This is a genomic window from Paenibacillus sp. FSL R5-0517 (assembly GCF_037974355.1).
Taxonomy (GTDB): Bacteria; Bacillota; Bacilli; order Paenibacillales; family Paenibacillaceae; genus Paenibacillus.
Genome location: NZ_CP150235.1, coordinates 6,083,754 through 6,108,012 on the forward strand (window position 1 = coordinate 6,083,754; position 24,259 = coordinate 6,108,012).

Here is a 24,259-nt window from a genome sequence, read left to right on the forward strand (position 1 = left end):
TGACCCCGATAGTTTTCATTTACCGAGCAAAGATATTAGCATCGCCTTTAACATTCTGGCACGAATTTGATCCCGGTAAGGAAGTTTGACCAATATAACCTCTCTAGATACAGCAGCTCGCATCAACCCAGCTTCACGCTTGCTCAAGAAACGTGCTTCTTCCAATTGATAAATCAAACCTTCGGCAGCTGTCTGCCCGATCTCATCACCAATACTATGGTGCAAATGGTTATGCAGAGCTGATTGGGCTGGTAATTCAATGCGCTGTATGCGAACATAACCACCACCGCCACGTTTACTCTCTACCAGGTATCCCTTCTCGAGTGTAAAACGTGTGCTGATGACATAATTGATCTGGGAAGGTACACATGAGAATTGATCTGCCAGATCATTACGCTGAATTTCAACCATTCCTTCGGGACTTTCATGCAAAATACTCTTCAGATATCGTTCGATAATATCAGAGATATTACGCATCCAATCATCCTCCACTGTCTGAAACGTTAAGTCAATAAGGACCCACACGCCCCCACAGAGTACACCTTCTCTACCCATTTAACCAATCAGGGAAACAGCGAATCTTGCTTCCACAGGAGTCAACAGGAGAGCGAAGGAAGCACGAAGGTCCTTTAATATTCCCTTGATCCTCCGATGAGATGAATCACGTATAGTGGCGATCATGCATCAGATTGTAGAAAGAAAGCTACTTAAGTATTAAACCTTTAGTTGACTTTGACTTTCTTTGACTTTATATACATTATAGCATATTTTGTGGGTTTGCCAAGTGGGGTCACTATTCATTTTTTACGATTTTACACGAAATATTCCCCAGACACAAAAAAACCTCTCCAAAATTGCTGGAGAAGTCCTTTTGTCTTTCAATTACGTCTTATTTGTATATAAGCTAATCCAGTTAAATCGAGTAGTGGAAGTAGTCATCAGAAGAAATCGAGTAAATAGGTTTCTCGTTCAGGAATCGCTTGTTCTAAAGCCTTGATAGCTGCGTTCGGTCCGTGAATTCTTCCCATTCGTGCCATTTCTGTTGGTCTGCGATATCCCATCAGCACCGCAGTAAGGGATTGAATATCTACCTTAATAGTCTGATCATCAGTAACTGGCTCCGAAGTTTTCCATATGGATGCTGTTCCATTCATTGCTACGTTCAATTGCCATACTCCTTCATTCCACGGAGCGTGGGAATCCTCTACCTGTAGAACAATCTGAACTGGTGAGTCCTGACTTGCAAATGGATATTGAGATATAAACTGTTCCACACTAACGATACGCGCCATAAAATAAGGTACGATCTCCTGCTGAATCCGTGGATTATCCAACTGGAAAGCAAGCGTATCACTGGCAGGTGCCTGTAACGTAACTTCCTGGATCATGGAATCATGGTTAGCAATAAAGGTCCATAGTCCTTGCCTAGCCTCTTCATTTAGATAGATAATCTCTTTAATGGTAAACTTATTTTCCTTAACCTCATATAAAAGATAACCTTGTGCTGCATTAGCTTCATCGTAATATACAGCCTTTTGGCTGCTTCCATTAACCAGAACTGAATTCTCCCACCTTGCATCGTCCCGTACCAGCGTTCCGTTATAGCGTTCAGCATAAGCACTGTATACTTGCTTTAATACACTGAGGCCCGGATCCCCACGCCGAATTGTTCCAGGTGTCGCTTTTTTCGAAGGCAAATGAGCAGTTGGCACTTTATACCGTTTAAATTCAACATATGTCTCCCATCCATACTTTCGATAGAAACCAAAAGAGAATGGATGCAAGAACGATATACTTTGTTTGTTACGATTCATTTCTTCCAACGCATGCTTGAGCAGACCCGCTACCCAGCCTTTGCGTCTATATTCTGGCCAGGTGGCTACACCCGCAATACCGCCCATCTCGAACGATCTACCATGAATATAGGTTTGAAAAGGAATAATGTGAAGTTTGGCTCCTAACTGCCCATCCTCATATACACCCCATATATCCTGTGACGAAAATTGACTCCGCCGTTTTTCTTTTTGTTCTTCACTCATTACTACTTGAAAAGCGTATTCGGAGAGTGCCATCGCCGGTTCAAAATCATCTACCGTCAATTTTTGAATTTCCATGTCTTCCTACACCTCATTCACTAGAGTTGTTATCAATCCATGATGGCCTGATATCTGATATATGTACCCCTTTGAGTGTGTCAGAGGATTCCTATAAAGTCAAATAAGAGATGCATGCGCATCCCTTAAAATAAACAAATAAAAACCACCACCGAATAACATCGGCAGTGGTTCTTCGCTTGGCGGCGTCCTACTCTCCCAGGACCCTGCGGTCCAAGTACCATCGGCGCTAGAGGGCTTAACGGTCGTGTTCGGGATGGGTACGTGTGGAACCCCTCCGCCATCGCCACCAAACGCATAGCTTACATTTCAGAGTTCGTTCTCTGAAAACTAGATTCGAAACGAAACATGCGAATTACAACTTGCTATTGGATAAGCCCTCGACCGATTAGTACTGGTCAGCTCCATGCATTGCTGCACTTCCACCCCCAGCCTATCTACCTCGTCGTCTTCAAGGGGTCTTACATACTGGGAAATCTCATCTTGAGGGGGGCTTCACGCTTAGATGCTTTCAGCGTTTATCCCGTCCGTACATAGCTACCCAGCGGTGCTCCTGGCGGAACAACTGGTACACCAGCGGTACGTCCATCCCGGTCCTCTCGTACTAAGGACAGCTCCTCTCAAATTTCCTACGCCCACGACAGATAGGGACCGAACTGTCTCACGACGTTCTGAACCCAGCTCGCGTACCGCTTTAATGGGCGAACAGCCCAACCCTTGGGACCTACTTCAGCCCCAGGATGCGATGAGCCGACATCGAGGTGCCAAACCTCCCCGTCGATGTGGACTCTTGGGGGAGATAAGCCTGTTATCCCCAGGGTAGCTTTTATCCGTTGAGCGATGGCCCTTCCATGCGGTACCACCGGATCACTAAGCCCGACTTTCGTCCCTGCTCGACTTGTAGGTCTCGCAGTCAAGCTCCCTTATGCCTTTGCACTCTTCGAATGATTTCCAACCATTCTGAGGGAACCTTTGGGCGCCTCCGTTACTCTTTAGGAGGCGACCGCCCCAGTCAAACTGCCCACCTGACACTGTCCCCGCACCGGATTACGGTACCAGGTTAGAACCTAGATACGATCAGGGTGGTATCCCAACGTTGCCTCCACGCAAGCTGGCGCTCACGCTTCAAAGGCTCCCACCTATCCTGTACAGATCGTACCCAAATTCAATATCAAGCTGCAGTAAAGCTCCATGGGGTCTTTCCGTCTTGTCGCGGGTAACCTGCATCTTCACAGGTATTAAAATTTCACCGGATCTCTCGTTGAGACAGCGCCCAAGTCGTTACGCCATTCGTGCGGGTCAGAATTTACCTGACAAGGAATTTCGCTACCTTAGGACCGTTATAGTTACGGCCGCCGTTTACTGGGGCTTCGGTTCACAGCTTCGGATTGCTCCTAACCACTCCCCTTAACCTTCCAGCACCGGGCAGGCGTCAGCCCGTATACTTCGCCTTACGGCTTCGCACAGACCTGTGTTTTTGCTAAACAGTCGCTTGGGCCTTTTCACTGCGGCCCCCTCGTGCTATTCACACTACCGGGGCACCCCTTCTCCCGAAGTTACGGGGTCATTTTGCCGAGTTCCTTAACGAGAGTTCTTCCGCGCGCCTTAGAATACTCTTCTCGCCTACCTGTGTCGGTTTGCGGTACGGGCACCTTCACCTGGCTAGAGGCTTTTCTTGGCAGTGTGAGATCATGACCTTCGCTACTACAATTTTCGCTCCCCATCACAGCTCAGCCTTAATGATGTGCGGATTTGCCTACACATCAGCCTTACTGCTTAGACGGACATCCATCAGTCCGCGTCACTACCCTACTGCGTCCCCCCATTGCTCATAACGGCTTACGGTGGTACAGGAATTTCGACCTGTTGTCCTTCGACTACGCCTTTCGGCCTCGCCTTAGGTCCCGACTTACCCTGAGCGGACGAGCCTTCCTCAGGAACCCTTAGGCTTTCGGCGGATCAGATTCTCACTGATCTTTTCGTTACTCATACCGGCATTCTCACTTGTATAATGTCCAGCGCTCCTTACGGTACACCTTCAACCCTTATACAACGCTCCCCTACCCCTGATGCAAAGCATCAAGCCATAGCTTCGGTGGTGTGTTTAGCCCCGTTACATTTTCGGCGCAGAGTCACTCGACCAGTGAGCTATTACGCACTCTTTCAATGGTGGCTGCTTCTAAGCCAACATCCTGGTTGTCTGTGCAACTCCACATCCTTTCCCACTTAACACACACTTGGGGACCTTAGCTGATGGTCTGGGCTGTTTCCCTTTTGACAATGGATCTTAGCACTCACTGTCTGACTCCCGGAAGTAAGTCTATGGCATTCGGAGTTTGACTGAGCTTGGTAACCCTTGCGGGCCCCGCACCCAATCAGTGCTCTACCTCCACGACTCTGTTTTCCGAGGCTAGCCCTAAAGCTATTTCGGGGAGAACCAGCTATCTCCGAGTTCGATTGGAATTTCTCCGCTACCCCCACCTCATCCCCGCACTTTTCAACGTGCGTGGGTTCGGGCCTCCAGTGCGTGTTACCGCACCTTCACCCTGGACAGGGGTAGATCACCCGGTTTCGGGTCTACGTCCACGTACTACATCGCCCTATTCAGACTCGCTTTCGCTGCGGCTCCGGCTCTTCACCTTAACCTTGCACGGGAACGTAACTCGCCGGTTCATTCTACAAAAGGCACGCCATCACCCCTAAAACGGGCTCTGACTTTTTGTAAGCACACGGTTTCAGGTTCTATTTCACTCCCCTTCCGGGGTGCTTTTCACCTTTCCCTCACGGTACTGCTTCACTATCGGTCGCTAGGAAGTATTTAGCCTTGGCAGATGGTCCTGCCGGATTCATACGGGGTTTCACGTGCCCCGCACTACTCGGGATCCGTCTCGGAGAGAATCAACTTTCAATTACAGGGCTTTTACCTTCTTTGGCGGGCCTTTCCAGACCTCTTCGTTTAACTGACTCCTTTGTAACTCCATGTGAGACGTCCCACAACCCCAAAGAGCAAGCTCTCTGGTTTGGGCTTCTCCGCGTTCGCTCGCCGCTACTGACGGAATCACTATTGTTTTCTCTTCCTCAGGGTACTTAGATGTTTCAGTTCCCCTGGTATGCCTCTACATAACCTATGTATTCAGTTATGAGTAACTGGAAATTACCCCAGCTGGGTTTCCCCATTCGGACACCCCCGGATCAAAGCTTGCTTACAGCTCCCCGAGGCAGTTTCGTTGTTCGCCACGTCCTTCATCGGCTCCTAGCGCCTAGGCATCCTCCGTGTGCTCTTAGTAGCTTAACCATATCGCTCCGGTTTCGATCGCTCGCTTCCCTTGTTTTGGACTGCGTCCAAAGCCAAAAGTCGCTCCCACTCGATACCATCGCAACAGCAATTAACTACCGTTTTTATTGAAACTTGTTATACACAAGTTCAGCTAAAAAGGAATGTTCTAATTCGCATTTACTTTCGTTTCGATATCTAGTTTTCAAAGAACAAGCCAAATAGATGAAATTGTTTGGTGGAGCCAAGCGGGATCGAACCGCTGACCTCCTGCTTGCAAGGCAGGCGCTCTCCCAGCTGAGCTATGGCCCCTCAAATTCCATCAAAACTGAACAAATGGATAAGTAACTGTGTTGCTGTTGCAGGTTCTAAGAACCTACATATTTGAATGTTTCCACTCGGGAAACGATTCTCCATAGAAAGGAGGTGATCCAGCCGCACCTTCCGATACGGCTACCTTGTTACGACTTCACCCCAATCATCTATCCCACCTTCGGCGGCTGGCTCCTTGCGGTTACCCCACCGACTTCGGGTGTTATAAACTCTCGTGGTGTGACGGGCGGTGTGTACAAGACCCGGGAACGTATTCACCGCGGCATGCTGATCCGCGATTACTAGCAATTCCGACTTCATGCAGGCGAGTTGCAGCCTGCAATCCGAACTGAGACCGGCTTTTTAGGATTCGTTCCACCTCGCGGCTTCACAGCCCGTTGTACCGGCCATTGTAGTACGTGTGTAGCCCAGGTCATAAGGGGCATGATGATTTGACGTCATCCCCACCTTCCTCCGGTTTGTCACCGGCAGTCACCTTAGAGTGCCCATCCGAAATGCTGGCAACTAAGATCAAGGGTTGCGCTCGTTGCGGGACTTAACCCAACATCTCACGACACGAGCTGACGACAACCATGCACCACCTGTCTCCTCTGTCCCGAAGGAAAGATACATCTCTGCATCGATCAGAGGGATGTCAAGACCTGGTAAGGTTCTTCGCGTTGCTTCGAATTAAACCACATACTCCACTGCTTGTGCGGGTCCCCGTCAATTCCTTTGAGTTTCAGTCTTGCGACCGTACTCCCCAGGCGGAGTGCTTAATGTGTTAACTTCGGCACCAAGGGTATCGAAACCCCTAACACCTAGCACTCATCGTTTACGGCGTGGACTACCAGGGTATCTAATCCTGTTTGCTCCCCACGCTTTCGCGCCTCAGCGTCAGTTACAGCCCAGAGAGTCGCCTTCGCCACTGGTGTTCCTCCACATATCTACGCATTTCACCGCTACACGTGGAATTCCACTCTCCTCTTCTGCACTCAAGTCACCCAGTTTCCAGTGCGATCCGGGGTTGAGCCCCGGGATTAAACACCAGACTTAAATGACCGCCTGCGCGCGCTTTACGCCCAATAATTCCGGACAACGCTTGCCCCCTACGTATTACCGCGGCTGCTGGCACGTAGTTAGCCGGGGCTTTCTTCTCAGGTACCGTCACCTTGAGAGCAGTTACTCTCCCAAGCGTTCTTCCCTGGCAACAGAGCTTTACGATCCGAAAACCTTCATCACTCACGCGGCATTGCTCCGTCAGGCTTTCGCCCATTGCGGAAGATTCCCTACTGCTGCCTCCCGTAGGAGTCTGGGCCGTGTCTCAGTCCCAGTGTGGCCGATCACCCTCTCAGGTCGGCTACGCATCGTCGCCTTGGTGAGCCGTTACCCCACCAACTAGCTAATGCGCCGCAGGCCCATCCCCAAGTGACAGATTGCTCCGTCTTTCCAGTTTCCTTCAGGCGAAGAAAACAACTATTCGGTATTAGCTACCGTTTCCGGTAGTTGTCCCAAACTTGAGGGCAGGTTGCCTACGTGTTACTCACCCGTCCGCCGCTAAGTATCAAAAAAGCAAGCTTCTTATCAACTCCGCTCGACTTGCATGTATTAGGCATGCCGCCAGCGTTCGTCCTGAGCCAGGATCAAACTCTCCAATAAAGTATTGAAAAGAGCGATAAGCTCATTTTGAATCTGACGATTCATTGTGAATCAAAAGTTACTATCCATTTGTTCAGTTTTCAAGGAACTTGTATGTCCGTTTTTGTTGATGTTTGTCAACCGGACAGGAATCTTATCATATCATGTTAACTAACTTACTGTCAACACTTTGTTTTTGTCACCTTTCAAGTGATTATGACAATCATTCGTTTGAAGCGACAAGAAATAATATATCATGTCATGATTTATTTAGCAAGCATTTTTTATCAACCATCTATTATCATAAAATCTTCTTAAACGGCACCGTGCTTCCAACCTATATGCGACACATTAACACAATATCTGAAACAAAGATGGAGATTTTAGAAAGGCTGCTCTATATCTAAGGAAACGATCATTTCTATATACATTGTATACTTCTATAACCACGAATAATAAGGATCTAAATAAAGATTAGCTAGAGCCCCGATCGGTATAACACCCTTGCCCTCCTGTTGGTTTGAAGAAAGTGATCCAAAAACTCTATAATAAGGTATATAGATATAGGGATAGGATAGGTAAGCAATTAAATGTAACTCTTCATGTGGTGTGGTTAATTCCTAAACATACGTTAACTGTCTCATACGAACTTTTAACTCAGATATCGCACTCCATTCACAACCGGCTATTACATAACCAATTTCTGAATAAACTCATTACTAAATCTATATGGGGTGATCACACTTGAAACAATGGCTGAAGAATAGACGCAAAGGTTACGGCAAAAAGTTGGTTTCCATCCATGCTTGGAATGCCTGGATTGTTGTAATCCTTGCTATATCAGGTCTTGTGTTAGTTGGAGGCTTTTGGCGTGAGATCCTTGGAATCGGGCGTGTATGGTTAAAATGGCTTCATATCATCGTTGGGCTAGCTATGCTGGCACCCGTCGTATATTACTTGATTTTGGCCGGAAAGCACTGGAAACAGCTTCGTAATAGACCTTGGCAAAGGGTGAACACCGTCTTTGTTCTTGCGCTGCTGGTAGGATGGCTACTCTCAGGTATAGTATTATGGCAGTTCAAGCTGGCTGGACCCCGATGGTCGAATGCTGCACTCTTGATCCATGACCTGCTGACTTGGGTGGGCTTACCTTATATTATCTATCACTCAATAACTCGGACCAAATGGTTAAAGGACCCTGCACGTCGTGCGGTTAAAACCACTACAACTTCAACACGAGCTCAAAATGCAGCTGATCCAGCTGATTCAATATTAGATGAAAAAGAAACTCCGGCTGCTATATCTTCTTCCCAGTTTGATCGTAATCCCGAGAGAGATTCTCTCAAACCAGAGCAGCGACCTCAACCTGTGTATACACGCCGAGCTTTCATCCGTTCTGCCGTGGGGGTTGGTCTTGCTGTCACACTCGGACCTACTTTTATATCCTGGGTAGGACGCAATCTCAAAATTGATAACAGTATCGACAGTATGCTGGAGAACGATCCTAACCGTATGGTTCCTTTGCCACAACCGCTGTCTGCATCTTCACCTCCCATTGGAGGCGGAGCTGAAGGTCATTTCCGCGTATATACGGTTACGCCCATACCTTCCTTCTCCAATGCTAACTGGTCTTTCCGTATTGATGGATTGGTTGAACGGGCACAGGTCTGGAACTGGGAACAGTTCGTGAAGCTCGCGCGTACCGTACAGGTTAGTGATTTCCACTGTGTAACAGGATGGTCTGTGTATAAAAATACCTGGGAAGGGATTTCACTTGCACAGCTTTTGAAGCAAGCCGGGGTCAAACCCGAGGCTCATAGTGTGAAGTTTTATTCCGGTGATGGTGTGTATACAGATGCGATTACAATGGATCAAGCACAAATGGAGGATATTATGGTGGCTGTCATGCATGATGGCAAACCCATCCCAGCTGATCTTGGCGGTCCGGTACGGCTCGTCATCCCTCAAATGTATGCATACAAATCAGTAAAATGGTTGAATCGCATTGAACTCATCGACAGTGAACATATTGGTTACTGGGAAGAGCGAGGATATGACAAGGATGCATGGCTTACAGGCGCATCTCAGCGCATCCCTAATAATATAACTGGATCATGATCGGTTCAGTTAAAATTGATTGATTGTTCATACGTTGTATTAATCATTTCAATAACAGCAAAAGCCCCCGACCACGTATCCGTGTCTTCGGGGGCTTTCTTATAGAAACTCTTTTGTTCGTTTATCCTCTAACCCTGTGGGTTCAAAAGGCGTACAAGTTCGTCCTCATCCTCAATCGTTGAAATACCCAGATCATGAGCTTTGGTCAATTTGCTACCTGCCTTCTCTCCGGCAATCACCAGATCTGTCTTTTTCGATACACTACCAGTCACCTTCGCTCCGAGCGCTTCCAGTCTCTGCGTCGCCTCTTCCCGCGTCAATTGGTGCAGCGTTCCGGTCAGGACGACCGTTTTACCACTGAAGAAGGAATCTTCCACAACAACAACTTCTGACACCTCAGGTGCCTGGGCTTTCACACCCAAGTTGAGCATCTTCTCAATCGCAGCCTGTGTAAACGGATCTGCAAAGAAAGTTACGATACTCTCCGCCACAATACCACCAACGTCAGGTAGTTCAACCAATTCTTCTACAGTTGCATTCATAATGGCGTGCAGATCTCGGTAATGATCCGCAAGCATACGTGTGGTAGATTTACCTGTGTTCGGAATACCCAGTGAGTATAGGAACGAAGCCAGATCACGATCCTTACTGAGCTCTAGCGCAGCGAGAAGGTTGTTCGCTTTCTTTTCGCCAAACCGTTCCAGCTTCACCAGATCATCAAACTGTAATGTATACAGGTCAGCAGGCTCACGCACGTTCAATTCATCGTACAGCTGAATCGCTGTTTTCTCACTGAATGTCTCAATATCCATGGCATCACGGGAAGCAAAATGGGAAATACGCGCCACCGTCTGTGGTTTACATGCCAGTCTGTTGTTACAGAACAGGTGCGCTCCACGTTGCTCGAGCGGGAATCCACATGCTGGGCACTGCTCAGGGAAGACGATCTCCTCGCCATCACTTTCCTCAGTCACTTTACCCAAAATTTCTGGAATGACATCATTGGAGCGGCGAATAAAGACCCGAGTGCCCAGAGCGAACTTCAGATTTTTGCGCTCAATATCGCCAACATTGTTCAGGGTACAGTTCTGTACCGTTACCCCGGCAAGTTCAACCGGTTCTACGCGTGCCAGCGGAGTTACTTTGCCAGTACGCCCCACATTCCATACCACAGCATTAAGAACTGTCGTGGTCTCTTCTGCCTCGAATTTATATGCTACTGCCCAGCGAGGGAATTTATCGGTATAACCCAATACCTCGCGGGTACGCATGTCTGTAATTTTGATAACAGCTCCATCGATCAGATAGTCTAACTGACCCCGATTCTCCTGAATCGCAGCCAATTGTTCCATCACATCATCAAACTCATGGAAATAAGTAATCGATGGATTCACCTTGAAACGGTTCTCACGCAAGAAGTCCATCATCTGCTCATGATTGGCGAACTGAATGTCATCCGAATAACCTACGTTATAGAAATAAGCATTCAGTCTACGCTCAGCCGTCGCCTTTGGATTCAGGTTACGAAGTGCTCCCGCTGCTGCATTCCGCGCATTCTTGAGCGGTTCTGCCGCTGTCTCGTTGTATCGCTCCAGGACAGACAGGTTCATGATACCTTCACCCTGTACTTCAATCGTGCCGCTTGTGTAAGGAATTTTGAGCGGAACCGATCTGATTGTTCTCACCTGGGCCAAAATACCTTCGCCTACAGTACCGTTCCCTCGTGTAGAGGCTTGCACCAACTCACCGTTGGTGTACGTCAGGTTCAGCGTCAATCCGTCAAACTTCAACTCAATGACATAACCTGGTTCCGGTAAAGGCGTATCGGGATTTTTACTGTTATAATCATTAATCAGTTTCAGTACACGGGTATTCCAGCTGCGCAGCTGCTCAATATTTTGCGCTTTGTCCAGACTCCATAATGGGGATAAATGGCGATGTGGGGTAAATCCCTTGAGCAGTTCACCACCCACACGCTGGGTTGGAGAATCAGGCAGAACCATGCCGCTTTCCTGTTCCAGCGTAACCAGTTCGTCGTACAGAAGATCATACTCCTTATCGCTGATCTGTGGCTGATCCATCGTGTAGTACTGATAATTATGCTGGTTCAGCTCGGTAACGAGTTGCTCCATCCGGTGCATCGGGTCCATACAGGGCCATCCCTCCGTTAATTTGATCTATATATGTAGAACGAACACTCCTATTGCACTTGAACAACGATAACAGAATAACTTTTCAATCACTGGTGTCACTATATAATTTCAATTAATGATTATCCACACTGACACTCCGATAACAGAACAACTTTCCGATCGCTGTTATCCCCAGATTTCTTTTAATTCATGTTAAAAGGTAGAAATCAGGGGATAAAGGCGAACGCGTAGCTTCTACAAGTTATTTCTGTTCTCTCCGTTACCGTGCCGATGTTACATTGAATTTATACAGATTTCTAATCATATCAGTCAAGTCAAGCTTAGAAATGACATGACAAAAACGATGAAGATGCTTAAGAAGCAGTTTTCCTTAGAAAAGTTATTTCTGTTCTCTCCGTTTTAGTGCAAAAGGAGGTTTCGTTCTTATTCTACTTTGGTAATCGGGGCAAAACCGGCAAGCAAACGTTTCACGCCAACCGGAGCCGGGAATGCAATCTGCAGTTCGGTGTCATTCCCTGTCCCTTTGACTGCAACGATTGTGCCTGTCCCCCATTTGCCATGCTGCACTTTGTCTCCTGCCTTAAACCCTGCTTCACCATTCGAAGCTGCCGGCTTGGAAGCCGATGATGGCGTAGAGTATGTCGGGCGGGAAGTACTTGTAGTCACACGCGAAGTTGGCGTGGATGAGGTAGCAGATGAACCGCTCTTGCTTTGATGATCAAAGAGCTTGGTGCCACCACCGAAGTTACTTCCTCCACTGGAACCTAGTCCCCGTCCACCATATGAGCCGCCTCCGCTACTGCCACGGCGGTAACGATCACGAGCCATGGAAGTGTCTTCCTTCAGCTCATCCGGAATTTCGTCCAGGAAGCGGGAAGGTGGATTCGCTGTGGTGCGTCCAAACAAGGTACGCATCTGGGCACACGACAGGAAGAGTTGCTCTTCTGCACGAGTAATCCCCACATAAGCAAGTCGGCGCTCTTCTTCCAGCTCTTCATTATCCATAAAGGCACGGCTGTGCGGGAAGACTCCTTCCTCCATACCCACGATAAAGACAACCGGAAACTCCAGACCTTTGGCACTGTGCATGGTCATCAGGGTAACCGCATCACTCTGATCCTCTTCATCATCGTTCATGCTGTCGATGTCCGCAATCAATGCAAGATCGGTGAGGAACGATACAAGTGTTTTGTCTTCATTATTTTTCTCAAATTCCATGGTTACAGACAGGAACTCATCAATGTTCTCCAGTCGTGCACGAGATTCGAGTGTATTTTCATTTTGCATCTCAAGACGATATTGACTCATCTCCAGGATCTTCTCGGTTAATTCAGTTACAGACAGATATTCTACCATCTGATGCAACGCAGCAATCATGTCATAGAACTCCACCAGCGCATTACGCGTACGACCAGCAAAACCAAGATCATCCACAACCTGAAGTACTCGGAAAATGGAAATTCCACGCTCTCCTGCCGCAGCCGCCAGCTTCGCTACTGTTGTATCCCCGATGCTACGCTTCGGTACATTAATAATCCGGGTAAGACTGATATCATCGTCGGGGTTGGATAACAGGCGCAGATACGCCAGAATGTCCTTGATCTCTTTGCGATCATAGAACTTGATGCCGCCGACAATCTGATATGGAATATCAGACTTGATCAGAATTTCCTCTATAACCCGGGACTGGGCGTTGGTACGGTACAAAATGGCATGGTTTTGATAGGATTTGCCGTTCTTCACATTTTTACTAATCTCGGAGGTTACAAAGTACCCCTCATCATGTTCGGAATCCGCACGGTACACCTTGATCTTCGAACCACCCTCTTTGTCCGTCCACAGTTTCTTCGGCTTACGCCCTGTATTCAGGCCGATCACTTCATTCGCTGCATTCAGGATATTGGACGTAGAACGATAGTTCTGTTCCAGCAAAATCGTATTTGCTTCTGGGTAGTCTTTCTCAAAGTTCAGGATATTGCTGATATCGGCCCCGCGCCAGCGATAGATCGACTGGTCACTATCCCCTACAACACAGATGCGGTGGTGACTGTCAGCAAGCATGCGGCACAGCATGTACTGTGCACGGTTCGTATCCTGATACTCGTCCACGTGAATGTACTGGAATTTCTTTTGATAAAAGTCGAGGACTTCCGGTACTTCCTTGAACAGTTGAATCGTCTGCATAATAAGATCATCGAAATCGAGTGAGTTGTTGGCTCTTAACCGTTTCTGATACATCTTATAAATTTTGGCTACAATACCCTCGAAATAGTCTCCTGCCTGCTTCTCATATTGTTCCGGACTGATCAGTTCATTCTTGGCCGTACTCATCATCGATTGAACTGCTTTGGGCTCGAATTTCTTCGTATCGATATTCTGGTCTTTCATACAGCTACGAATAACAGATAATTGGTCCGATGAGTCCAAAATACTGAAGTTGGAAGTAAAACCGATACGTTCAATATCTCGGCGCAAAATACGCACGCACATGGAGTGGAACGTGGATACCCAAATGTCGCGGCCCTGGGAGCCACCTACGAGTTGGGAAACCCGATCCTGCATCTCACGAGCGGCTTTGTTCGTAAAGGTAATCGCTAAAATGCCCCACGGAGGTGCTTTCCGTGTTGCAATGAGATAGGCAATCCGGTGTGTCAGCACCCGGGTCTTGCCGGAGCCCGCTCCGGCCATAATCAGCAGCGGGCCATCCGTCGCCTCGACGGCTTGCCGTTGAGGGGTGTTAAGCCGTGCAACGGCATCATGTATATTTACAGGTTGCATGCATGCATGCTCCTTTCGTTGGTTGGTCTATAAAGCAAAATTAATAGGTTACACTCGCCACTCCGATGACAGAATAATCTTCCGATCGCTGTTATTCCCGGATTTTTCGATCTACTTTTTCAAAGGTGAAAATCCGGTAATAAAGGCGAACGCTCCGCTTCTCCAGCTTATTTCTGTCCTCTTCGTTCTCGTGTAAAAATTAGTTTAGCTTATATTTAAGGGTAGTAAAAAAAAAGAGAAAACTTCGTTTTTGTGTAAACATAGTTCCTTTATACGAATTTCCTACTCGTGTAAACGACATTACGCTCATATAACTTCTTAAACTTAGTAAGGGCAAAGTTCTATTTTAACAGATCATAAGGGGAAAATGGGGGAATGGTAAACTAAACCGATTAAATGGTTCCTTTTACAGCCAGCACCGTCTCAAGTGCCTTATTCAAATCGCTGTACACAATGTTGCCTACCACGATGGTATCTGCAACCTGAGCAGCTTGCGCGGCTTTCTCCGGATCATCAATTCCGCCGCCGTAGATGAGATGTGCCCGCTCCAATTGTCTGTGTGTCTCACCAACAAGCTCCATATCTCCGAACGTTCCGCTGTACTCCATGTATACAATAGGAAGATGGAGCAGACGTTCCGCAGCCTGGGCATATGCCACCGCAGCTCCTGTCGTCAAATCCGTATCCGCACCCGTCAACCGCGCTACCGTGGAGTTTGCATTAAGCACAATATAACCCTCGGCAATCAACAGATCCCATGGGATCAGATAACCGTAACGCTCTATAGCCTTCTGGTGGTGCCCAATCATCCATTTGCTGTCCGTTGCATTCAGCACCATCGGGATCAGATATCCGTCAAACCCGGGAACAACAGCCTCCAGATCGGATACTTCAAGCACACAGGGCAGCTCATAGCGACGCACACGGGACATCAGGTCTACCGTGTTATCATAAGTAATTCCTGAAGATCCACCGACGATAATTGCATCGGTCCCCGACATGCAGACCTGATCAAGTTCTTCGTCCGTAATCTCCCGGTCCGGGTCAAGCTTAAATACATGTCTCCACTGCTTAATCATGTCTATCAACGAACATTCCTCCAGAGGTTCTTCTGCATCCTAGAAAGCTTGTAAACTAAGTCTAAGTCAGCAGACAGTGAGTGTCAATGTTCGTATAAAAAGGGGAACAGAAAATCACAGACATTTCCCTGTTCTGGTATGGAAAAGCCTGTGATTTGGATTTTGTAATGATTGTAATTACGACATTTTACGGTTTCCAGGCAAACCGTGTATTCATCTCATCCAGTTCCTGCTCCGTCAGCACGTCCGAGTAAACCCCATACACACCCCACTTCTCATAGTTAGCCACCTGTTCAGTGTCATTGATGGTGTGCACGTAAGTAACTGAGCCTGCACTATTAAGCTTGGCGACAAAATTCTGGTTTACTTTATATTCCGGCATGGTCACGGCATCAATATCATTTTTTTGCACAAAATCAACAACCTGATCTTCTGTATCCTGTGTGGCGTATAACGTATAGATAATGGAAGGGAATGCATAGACTTCTTTCACCGTTTCAAGCATGGGTTCGTTGTAGATCTGTACAACCACGCGATCAAGCACGGAGGGATCATGTTCTTTGGCAGCATCCACGAGGGATCTTAACACCTGCTGTATATCTTCATCCTTCTGTTCTTTGGTATCGGTTACGATATACATATCCGGGTATTTAGCCAGTACATCTATAATGCCGTCGGCATCCATGGGTTGGTACATACCCAGAATAGGCGTATTCATGAACTCATCATGTGTCAGCGCCCCGGCTTGTTTTTCCTCGGGAAGCTCTTGGTCCTGTCCTAGCATTTTACTCATATTAGCGGTCCACTCATGTCTGGCTACGGCTTTGCGATCCGAGGTCAGCATAAAGTCGATCTCAAAAACACGTGTGCCTTTCTCGTAATTGGCAATCATCGCTTCATAGGCGTTGGTATATGGTTGATCCCGAATGCTGCCCATCGCATGGGCAATTAATCTATAAGCGGTAAATCCGTCCCGTTGTTCCTCACTCTCGCTTTCATAGGCGAAAAAGAGTGTTCCTACGGTAACGATCAGTAGTATTAACACGGCGGCAATGCGTTTCATATCACATTCACATCCTCAGTACCTTTTTGTTAGCTAACTACCCGAATTGAGGAGATGTAAAACAAAATAGCCGCTTGAAGGCGGCTGTTAAATAGAGGATATATTTTAGATAAATCGCGGACCATCAACATGCTCAGTCCTTTTGCTGTGCACTCAACTCATTCAAAAATGCAATCAGCGCCTCACGCCAGTGTCTCAGAGGTTGCAGACCGTTCGTTCGAATCGCCAAATGATCCATGACCGAGTATGCAGGACGAGGGGCAGGACGCGGAAACTGTTCAGTTGTGCATGGTGTAAGTTCGGCTGTAGGCTCGAATACACTCTGCTTACTGGCTTCTTCTCTTATTACCTTTGCAAACTCGTACCATGTGCAAGTTCCTGAATTGGAAGCATGATAGATGCCATACTTTTCACTTACGGAAAGGAGATGGATGAATCGGGCAAGATCCACCGTATAGGTAGGTGAACCTTGTTGGTCATGAACCACTTGAAGTTGTGGACGCTTCACCATAAGTTCCAGCATGGTTTTGACAAAATTATTGCCATGCACGCCAAACACCCATGATGTTCGAATGATAAACCATTGCGTACACAAACTTTGAACCAGCCGTTCCCCGGCAAGCTTCGACTTGCCATAAACACTCTGTGGATTCGTTACATCGTACTCCTGGTATGGTGTGCTCCCGCTCCCATCGAATACATAATCGGTACTGATATATACCAGCTTTGCTTTCACACTCTCGGCGGCAACTGCAATATTTCTAGTACCTGATGCATTGATTGCGAATGCTGTATCCTCATCTGCCTCAGCCTGATCGACAGCCGTAAAAGCAGCGCAATGAATAATGATGTGCGGTCGGAACGTTGTAATTATATCTGTGCACTGCTGTTGATCGGTAATATCCATCTGCTTCTTGTCACAGGCCAATACCTGATGACCCTCTGCTTCGAAGGTCTTCACCACATCATAACCCAGCTGTCCGGCTGCGCCAGTCACCATAACTCTATAATTCATTTGGATGAATCACCCATCCGTTTACCGTACTGAAGCTGAACATAGTCCTGATATGTGCCTGATTGAATTCTCGTCCACCAGTCTTGATGCTTCAGATACCATTGGATCGTCTCCTTGATCCCTGTCTCAAAATTGTGGGCGGGTTGCCAGCCAAGCTCTGTACGTATCTTGGTAGGATCTATACCGTAACGTCGGTCATGTCCCAACCGATCTTGTACATATTGTATCAAACTCGCTGGCTTACCCAGTTGCTCCAATACGCTCTCCACAATGTATATATTAGTACGTTCATTATTACCACCAATGTTGTACACTTCTCCAGATTGTCCATTATGAATTACCAGATCAATCGCGCTACAGTGATCCTCGACATAAAGCCAGTCACGAATATTGAGCCCGTCACCATATACCGGAATGGCTTCATCATTTAATGCCCGGGATATAATCAGCGGAATCAGTTTCTCCGGGAATTGAAAAGGCCCATAGTTATTGGAGCAACGTGTAATATTTACGGGAAGTCCAAATGTTTCATGATAGGCTCTTACAAGCAGGTCCCCGCCAGCTTTACTTGCAGAGTAAGGACTGTTTGGCATCAAAGGTGTATTTTCAGTAAATAAACCTGTTGGACCTAGTGATCCATATACCTCATCCGTCGATACCTGAACAAATTTGGTGACTTGATATTTCTTTGCCGCATCCAGCAGAACCTGAGTACCCATCACATTGGTACGTACAAAGATATCCGGGGACAGAATACTTCGATCCACATGAGACTCGGCAGCGAAATTCACAACCACATCGATGCCTTGGGAAAAAACAGTTTCCATCTGCTGTACATCTGCAATATCTGCTTGGATGAAGGTATATCGGGGATTGGACTCTACCGTATGCAAGTTCTCCAAGTTCCCCGCATACGTTAATGCATCCACATTGATAATCTCATAACTCGGATGTTCACGAAGCATATATAGCACAAAGTTGCTGCCGATAAATCCGGCCCCACCCGTAACCAGTAGTTTCATGCTGTCACTCTCCCTCTGCCTCCAGATACAGAAGTATCTGAATAGTCTGATTAATTAGTCGAAATTCAGTTCAGCATCTTTCAGTAAAGGATGCTTCTGATCCTTCTCCGATAATATAGGTTTCGTCACAGGCCAATCAATGGCGAGTGCCGGATCGTTCCACAGAATTCCACGGTCATGTTCAGGAGAATAATAGGCGTCCACCTTATAAGTTACCTGGGAATGAGGCACCAAGGTACAGAATCCATGAGCAAAGCCATGAGGAACAAGCAGCTGCCGCTGGTTATACTCACTTAGAATGACACTTTTCCATTGACCAAAGGTAGGGGATGAAGTGCGGACATCCACGATCACATCATATATAGCCCCAGATATAACCCTCACCAATTTAGTTTGCGCTTTGGGCTGAAGCTGGTAATGAAGCCCACGTAAAACACCTGCTTCAGCCGACAAGGATTGATTGTCCTGAATAAAGACGTGCTGTATTCCCTGTTCATGCAGAACCTGCTCATTATAACTCTCCATAAAATATCCACGGTGATCACCATAAATCTTGGGTTCCAAGATGGCAGCGCCATCCATAAACAGCGGAAGTACCTTCATGACATCCCTCCGTTTTGCTGTTGACATCATTTCTTCATATTGACTATGTATATGTAAAGTGTCAGGTAAGTGTTTGTTCATTGGCCTGTATAATCCTCATATTTACCCTTCCATAAAATAAATTAAAGCCCAGCCGCGATATCATTCTTCGGCTGGACTTCAAGGACATGCAGTAACCAATTATTGACCCTTTACAACCTGTTCCAAATACTTCAAAAGATCTTTCCGCAGATCCGGGCGCTGCAATGCGTAGTGAATCGACGTTTCGATAAAACCCAACTTCTCACCAACATCATGACGCAGTCCATCAAAATGATACGCGATAATCTGCCGCTGTTCATTCAATCGGGATAAGGCATCCGTGAGCTGAATTTCGCCCCCAACGCCAGCAGATTGTTGACCTAGTATTTCAAAAATATCCGGTGTAAGAATGTAACGTCCCATAATAGCCAGGTTGGATGGAGAATCTTCAGTTTTTGGTTTCTCAATTAGGCGGCGAGCACGAAAGACACGATCATCGGTAGGGGTCAACAACTCTCCGTCCACAATCCCGTAGCGAGATACCTCATTCCAATCAACTGGCTGTACACCAACAATCGGAGATTGCAATTCATCGTAGACCTCGATCATCTGCCTCAGACAGGGATGGTCCGATTCCACGATGTCGTCCCCTAGCAGGACGGCAAAAGGCTCGTTGCCGATAAACTTGCGGGCGCACCAGATGGCGTGACCAAGTCCCTTCGGTTCCTTTTGACGGATATAATGGATATCTGCCATCTCGGAGGGTTTACGTACTTCGTTAAGCAAGTCCCACTTCTGTTTGTCCGCCAGGTTCTGCTCCAGCTCAAACGAATAGTCGAAGTGATCTTCGATGGCCCGCTTCCCTTTACCTGTCACAATAATGATATCTTCAATACCTGAAGCAACGGCTTCTTCAATAATGTACTGGATCGTTGGCTTGTCCACGATGGGCAGCATTTCCTTAGGCATCGCCTTGGTGGCAGGCAGAAACCGGGTACCCAGCCCTGCGGCTGGAATAATCGCTTTGCGAATACGCACACGAACCTACTCCTTTTGCTAAACAAGTTGAACTAAAAGTTATTTACACTGACACTACGATAACAGAACAACCTTCCGATCGCTGTTATCCCCCGATTTTTTAATTCACTTTTACAAAGGTTAAAATCTGGTAATAACATATGCTTCCGATGCAGCTTTCTTTCAGAAAGCTTTTAGGCGAAGTGTACGCTTTCGAAGTAGCTTTCTTGCAGAAAGCTTGTAGCTCCGCTTCTCCAGTTTTTTCTGTCCTCTACGTTTCTCGTGTAAATCATTAGTCCATCTTGTATAGTTTCATATATTTAATGATTCTTATTGCTACGATGCTTGGACTTCATTATACCATCAACAATTCGCGAATATCCTGTTCGGATAAGGTTGTTGATCCGCCGTCTCCCGGCTCAATCACTTCGGCAATCAAGTCCTTCTTCCGTTGCTGGAGTTCCAGAATCTTCTCTTCGATTGTACCTTCGGTAACCAAGCGGATGACTTGCACCACCTGTTTCTGTCCCATACGATGGGCACGACCAATCGCCTGCTCTTCCACCGCGGGATTCCACCACAGATCATATAATATAACGGTATCTGCACCTGTTAAGTTTAATCCGGTACCGCCAGCTTTCAGGGAGATTAAGAACAGTTCAGCTTCACCCTCATTAAATCTGTGACACATCTCGACACGGCTCTGCGCAGGGGTCTGACCATCGAGGTAAAACAGGTTTTTTCCCTGTGCCGCGAGTGTCTGACGAATCAGGTTCAACATGCTCGCGAATTGGGAGAAAATAAGAATACGTTTGCCTGCGGCCAAACAATCCTCGACCGTTTCAAGCAACTGCTCCATTTTCCCAGAATCGCCTTGATAGCCTTCGACAAAGAGGGCCGGATGGCAGCACAACTGACGCAAACGGGTGATGCCTGCTAGAATTTTGATACGATTCTTCTGGAATCCATTATCCTCCATGTCCTTCGATGCTTCATCCTGAAGCTGGGAAAGGTATGCAGCGTACAGTTTCTTCTGTTCAACCGTAAGCTCTGACCGCTGTACCGTTTCAATCCGATCAGGCAATTCTTCCAGCACATCCTTCTTCAGGCGGCGCAGAATAAACGGACGTACCATCCGCGAGATCCGTTCCGGTGGAAGGTCGCGGAATCTTCTGTAGCTTGGAAACAGTCCAGGGAATACCGCTTCGAAAATGGACCACAATTCATCCAGCGAGTTCTCCACAGGTGTGCCTGTAAGTGCAAAACGGCGCGGTGCCTGAATTTGTTTCACTGCCTGTGCAGTCTGGGAGGAAGCATTTTTAATCGCCTGAGCTTCATCCAGAATGAGTGTATGAAATGTCCGGCCAAGGTAGGTGTCCAGATCCCGACGTAACAAAGGATACGATGTCACAATCACATCTGCCTCATCCATGCCTGAAAGCATATTGGCTCGTTCTTCTTTCTGCCCGGCTGCGATCAGGACGTTCAGATGCGGGGCAAACCTCGCAAACTCGTTAGCCCAGTTATAGGTCAGCGAAGCAGGAGCCACGACAAGTACCGGAGGATGAATGACTTTCGTTCGGACCGTCAATCCGTCCTGCTGCATCGTGGACCATGAGCCATCCGTATTCTCTGAAGTATCCAAAGGGAGCCCAGCTTCGGGATCAATGCCGGCAGTCGCCAACGTTTCACCATCCCATAATGATCCGCTCTCCCGGTACTTATCACTACCCGTATGGTCAGCGTTGTACTCAGGCTTCTCCTGAAGTACCGCTGTGATATAGGCGATGCTTTGCAACGTTTTGCCAAGTCCCATATCATCCGCGAGAATGCCGCCAAAACGATAATAAGCGAGGGTACGCAGCCACTGGTATCCGCTGTTCTGATAATCCCGTAGGATGGGGGTTAATGCTTTTGGTAATGCAAAATCCATCCGCTCGGGATCTCGGAGATCATCGAGGAAACGTTTCAGGGAGCCTCCCCACTTCACATGACCAGAAACCTCATCCCTGCCTGGCAATTGCAACGCCCGAACAGCTGGCAGCCGGATATGGCTGCTCTTGATGTCATCTGCTCCAAGTCCAAGCGAATCAGCCATGTGAGCGAAGCTGTCTGCACCTTCATTTTCAAGCGAGAGAAAGACTCCGCTCTTGAGACGGAAATACGGTTTCTTTTCCACAATGCGGCGCATGAGTTCCTGAAGTTCCTGTTCGTCCACACCTTCCATCTCGAATGAAATCTCCAGCCAGTCCAATCCTCTTCCCAAATCTGCTCGTACTTTCGGCGGTGTTGGATAGGATTGCACCATCGCCTTCACGGCGTTTGGCATGTAGATATCTACCTGTTTCTCAAGCTCAGGCAACAGATGATACATAACATCATAGATGGCATCTTCGCGTTCGCTCGCCCAGACACTACCCTCCCTTTCGAGAAAGGATCGATCAAGCCGTTCAATCAAATTCCGCTCTTTGTAACGATCACGCACCAAAATGACCTTTTTCTCTTCTTCATCTATCAAATACTCTGCCAGCGGATTAATAACCATAACCTCATAGTCGAATTCCAGACGTGCTGTAATACGTTCGCGGTAGAAGTCGATGTACAGTTTCGGTGAAAGTTCCGGTTCCGCGATCTGTTCACGCACCTGCGAATCAATGGACAGATGTCCAAGCGTACGCAGTTCAGGCACAACATGTTGCACAAATTCATCCACCTGCTGGGTCGAAATATCAATGCTCTCCTTAATCCCATATGAAGTGAGTGCCGCACTCAAGTCCTCCAGACTTCGCATCTGCATCGGCTCCAACATGTGCAACTGTCCTTCCACCACAGCAGCATCATAAGCAGGGAGAAGAATCAGCTCACGCAGTCCGGAAATCTCAAGCTGATACCCTTCATTCGTTCCCTGGGCAATCCGGTAAAACAAAGGCAATACGCCCTCACCGAGTGTGAGTGGTCCATTAGCAAATCCTGTACCCTCCATCCGACTGTCGGCCTGTAGTAGCAATTCCAGCAATGGCTTCCATACGAGCGGAGCAATCAGTATATCCCGTCCATCTGATGCCCCCAAATAACCGGAAATGGATTCGCGATAGGCCTCTTCACTCTGCCTCATTCGAATAAGCATCGAGAGTATGGCCTGATCCTGCGGAGTGAACACATGCATCAATGGATCATAGTGGAACAGTTTGGTAAATGACATGGGCTCGCCCTTTTCGATGCAATTCAGGAATTGCTTCACTTTTTGCACCACATACAGACGTTTGTTTCCCACTTTCAGTTCAAGAGCAAGTTTCCCCCCACCCTTATGAACCTGTATCAGCTTACATATAAACTGAACCTGTAACTCTTCCCGCAGGGAGGAACGGTTAACAGGGGCAGTGTATTTACGGTCATTTCCATGCAGCGGTCTCCGTTCCTTGGCAAACATGGACAGAATCTGATCCGCCGTACGGTAAGAAGGTTTATCTGCCGAGCGGCCCCACCCCGAAGCTGAACTTGGCCGACCTGCTTGGGCAAAATGAACGGGAGCACGCTCTGGAGCAACATTCAGTTGCTCACGTTGTGAATCAGGCTGGGGTCGCTCCCACTTGCTCTCTTCGACCAGCGTCCCGACCCTGGACTTGGAAAATGTGCTGGAATGGGTATTAGCCCCTTGGCCTGTAGCAGGTTGAGGGGTCTTCCCCGAGGCAACTGTGGCATTGCGATCCTGCTGCTCACCCCATTCGTGAATAGCCAGCAGAACAGCAGCGACATGTTTACAGTAGTCATAATGCCTGCCGTCACCTGGACAACTGCAGCCTGCCACAACCTCACCCGTTCCATCTATATCCACGGTCACCTGATAGCGCTCCGATCCACGCACCTGTGCTTCATAATGAAGCTGATCTTCACTGACCACCAGATTGGTCACCCTGCCAGATTGGTTATAATCTTCTCCGCGCTTGAATGCCGTGACCCCGCACAGCAATTTGATATCCATAATTGTGAATGGCGCCACGCTTCTTCGCCTCCTGTGTCATGATGTAAAAAAACCCCAAGAGCTCCTTGAA

The 24,259-nt window shown here is 47.6% G+C and carries 12 protein-coding genes, 1 tRNA gene and 3 rRNA genes; 1 reads left to right on the forward strand and 15 read right to left on the reverse strand.

What is annotated here, in order from left to right:
- Positions 1-15: 15 nt before the first annotated feature.
- The 6 genes from MKX40_RS27365 to MKX40_RS27390 form a co-directional block, all read right to left on the reverse strand.
- Positions 16-477, reverse strand: a complete 462-nt coding sequence (locus MKX40_RS27365) for a CtsR family transcriptional regulator (RefSeq protein ID WP_062836165.1) — start codon at positions 475-477, stop codon at positions 16-18.
- A gap of 461 nt (positions 478-938) precedes the next feature.
- Positions 939-2,114, reverse strand: coding sequence for a GNAT family N-acetyltransferase (locus MKX40_RS27370; RefSeq protein ID WP_339238038.1), 1,176 nt, complete (start codon positions 2,112-2,114; stop codon positions 939-941).
- 177 nt (positions 2,115-2,291) lie between these two features.
- A 5S ribosomal RNA gene (rrf, locus tag MKX40_RS27375) occupies positions 2,292-2,408 on the reverse strand.
- Positions 2,409-2,482: 74 nt separating this feature from the next.
- Positions 2,483-5,409: ribosomal RNA gene (locus tag MKX40_RS27380) — 23S ribosomal RNA — on the reverse strand.
- 215 nt (positions 5,410-5,624) lie between these two features.
- Positions 5,625-5,700 (reverse strand) — tRNA-Ala (locus tag MKX40_RS27385).
- A gap of 107 nt (positions 5,701-5,807) precedes the next feature.
- Positions 5,808-7,359 (reverse strand): 16S ribosomal RNA (locus MKX40_RS27390).
- The 16S, 23S and 5S rRNA genes sit together here with 1 tRNA gene alongside, the layout of an rRNA operon.
- 723 nt (positions 7,360-8,082) lie before the next feature.
- Here MKX40_RS27390 and MKX40_RS27395 point away from each other — a divergent pair.
- Entirely contained in the window at positions 8,083-9,456 is a 1,374-nt protein-coding gene (locus MKX40_RS27395; protein WP_339238040.1) for a molybdopterin-dependent oxidoreductase, read from the forward strand.
- A gap of 128 nt (positions 9,457-9,584) precedes the next feature.
- Here MKX40_RS27395 and ligA read toward each other — a convergent pair whose 3' ends face one another.
- The 9 genes from ligA to MKX40_RS27440 form a co-directional block, all read right to left on the reverse strand.
- Positions 9,585-11,606 (reverse strand): NAD-dependent DNA ligase LigA, encoded by a 2,022-nt coding sequence (gene ligA, locus MKX40_RS27400; RefSeq protein WP_339238042.1) that lies wholly within the window; start codon positions 11,604-11,606, stop codon positions 9,585-9,587.
- 426 nt (positions 11,607-12,032) lie between these two features.
- Positions 12,033-14,387, reverse strand: coding sequence for a DNA helicase PcrA (gene pcrA / locus MKX40_RS27405; protein WP_339238044.1), 2,355 nt, complete (start codon positions 14,385-14,387; stop codon positions 12,033-12,035).
- Between the two features lie 392 nt (positions 14,388-14,779).
- A complete protein-coding gene (locus MKX40_RS27410) occupies positions 14,780-15,475 on the reverse strand; it encodes a heptaprenylglyceryl phosphate synthase (RefSeq protein WP_339238046.1) in 696 nt (231 codons plus the stop codon).
- Between the two features lie 178 nt (positions 15,476-15,653).
- Positions 15,654-16,529, reverse strand: coding sequence for a phosphatidylinositol-specific phospholipase C/glycerophosphodiester phosphodiesterase family protein (locus MKX40_RS27415; protein WP_339238048.1), 876 nt, complete (start codon positions 16,527-16,529; stop codon positions 15,654-15,656).
- A gap of 133 nt (positions 16,530-16,662) precedes the next feature.
- Positions 16,663-17,544 (reverse strand): dTDP-4-dehydrorhamnose reductase, encoded by an 882-nt coding sequence (rfbD, locus tag MKX40_RS27420; protein ID WP_339238050.1) that lies wholly within the window; start codon positions 17,542-17,544, stop codon positions 16,663-16,665.
- Positions 17,541-18,566, reverse strand: a complete 1,026-nt coding sequence (rfbB, locus tag MKX40_RS27425; protein ID WP_339238052.1) for a dTDP-glucose 4,6-dehydratase — start codon at positions 18,564-18,566, stop codon at positions 17,541-17,543. Before rfbB ends, rfbD begins: the two co-directional genes overlap by 4 nt.
- Positions 18,567-18,620: 54 nt before the next feature.
- Positions 18,621-19,169: a dTDP-4-dehydrorhamnose 3,5-epimerase gene (gene rfbC, locus MKX40_RS27430; RefSeq protein WP_339238054.1), complete on the reverse strand. Its 549-nt coding sequence runs from the start codon at positions 19,167-19,169 to the stop codon at positions 18,621-18,623.
- A 180-nt stretch (positions 19,170-19,349) separates the two neighbouring features.
- Complete coding sequence (galU, locus tag MKX40_RS27435) at positions 19,350-20,228, reverse strand: UTP--glucose-1-phosphate uridylyltransferase GalU (RefSeq protein ID WP_339238056.1); 879 nt, start codon at positions 20,226-20,228, stop codon at positions 19,350-19,352.
- A gap of 334 nt (positions 20,229-20,562) precedes the next feature.
- The gene (locus MKX40_RS27440; protein ID WP_339238058.1) at positions 20,563-24,207 is read right to left on the reverse strand and encodes a DEAD/DEAH box helicase; all 3,645 of its coding nucleotides are present in this window, start codon (positions 24,205-24,207) and stop codon (positions 20,563-20,565) included.
- Positions 24,208-24,259 lie beyond the last annotated feature (52 nt).

Excerpts from the sequence above, each read along its gene's own strand:
- rfbB (WP_339238052.1), bottom strand. The coding sequence starts at position 18,566 with ATGAAACTACTGGTTACGGGTGGGGCCGGATTTATCGGCAGCAACTTT.
- MKX40_RS27365 (WP_062836165.1), bottom strand. The coding sequence starts at position 477 with ATGCGTAATATCTCTGATATTATCGAACGATATCTGAAGAGTATTTTG.
- rfbC (WP_339238054.1), bottom strand. The coding sequence starts at position 19,169 with ATGAAGGTACTTCCGCTGTTTATGGATGGCGCTGCCATCTTGGAACCC.
- ligA (WP_339238042.1), bottom strand. The coding sequence starts at position 11,606 with ATGGACCCGATGCACCGGATGGAGCAACTCGTTACCGAGCTGAACCAG.
- MKX40_RS27415 (WP_339238048.1), bottom strand. The coding sequence starts at position 16,529 with ATGAAACGCATTGCCGCCGTGTTAATACTACTGATCGTTACCGTAGGA.
- rfbD (WP_339238050.1), bottom strand. The coding sequence starts at position 17,544 with ATGAATTATAGAGTTATGGTGACTGGCGCAGCCGGACAGCTGGGTTAT.
- MKX40_RS27370 (WP_339238038.1), bottom strand. The coding sequence starts at position 2,114 with ATGGAAATTCAAAAATTGACGGTAGATGATTTTGAACCGGCGATGGCA.
- pcrA (WP_339238044.1), bottom strand. The coding sequence starts at position 14,387 with ATGCAACCTGTAAATATACATGATGCCGTTGCACGGCTTAACACCCCT.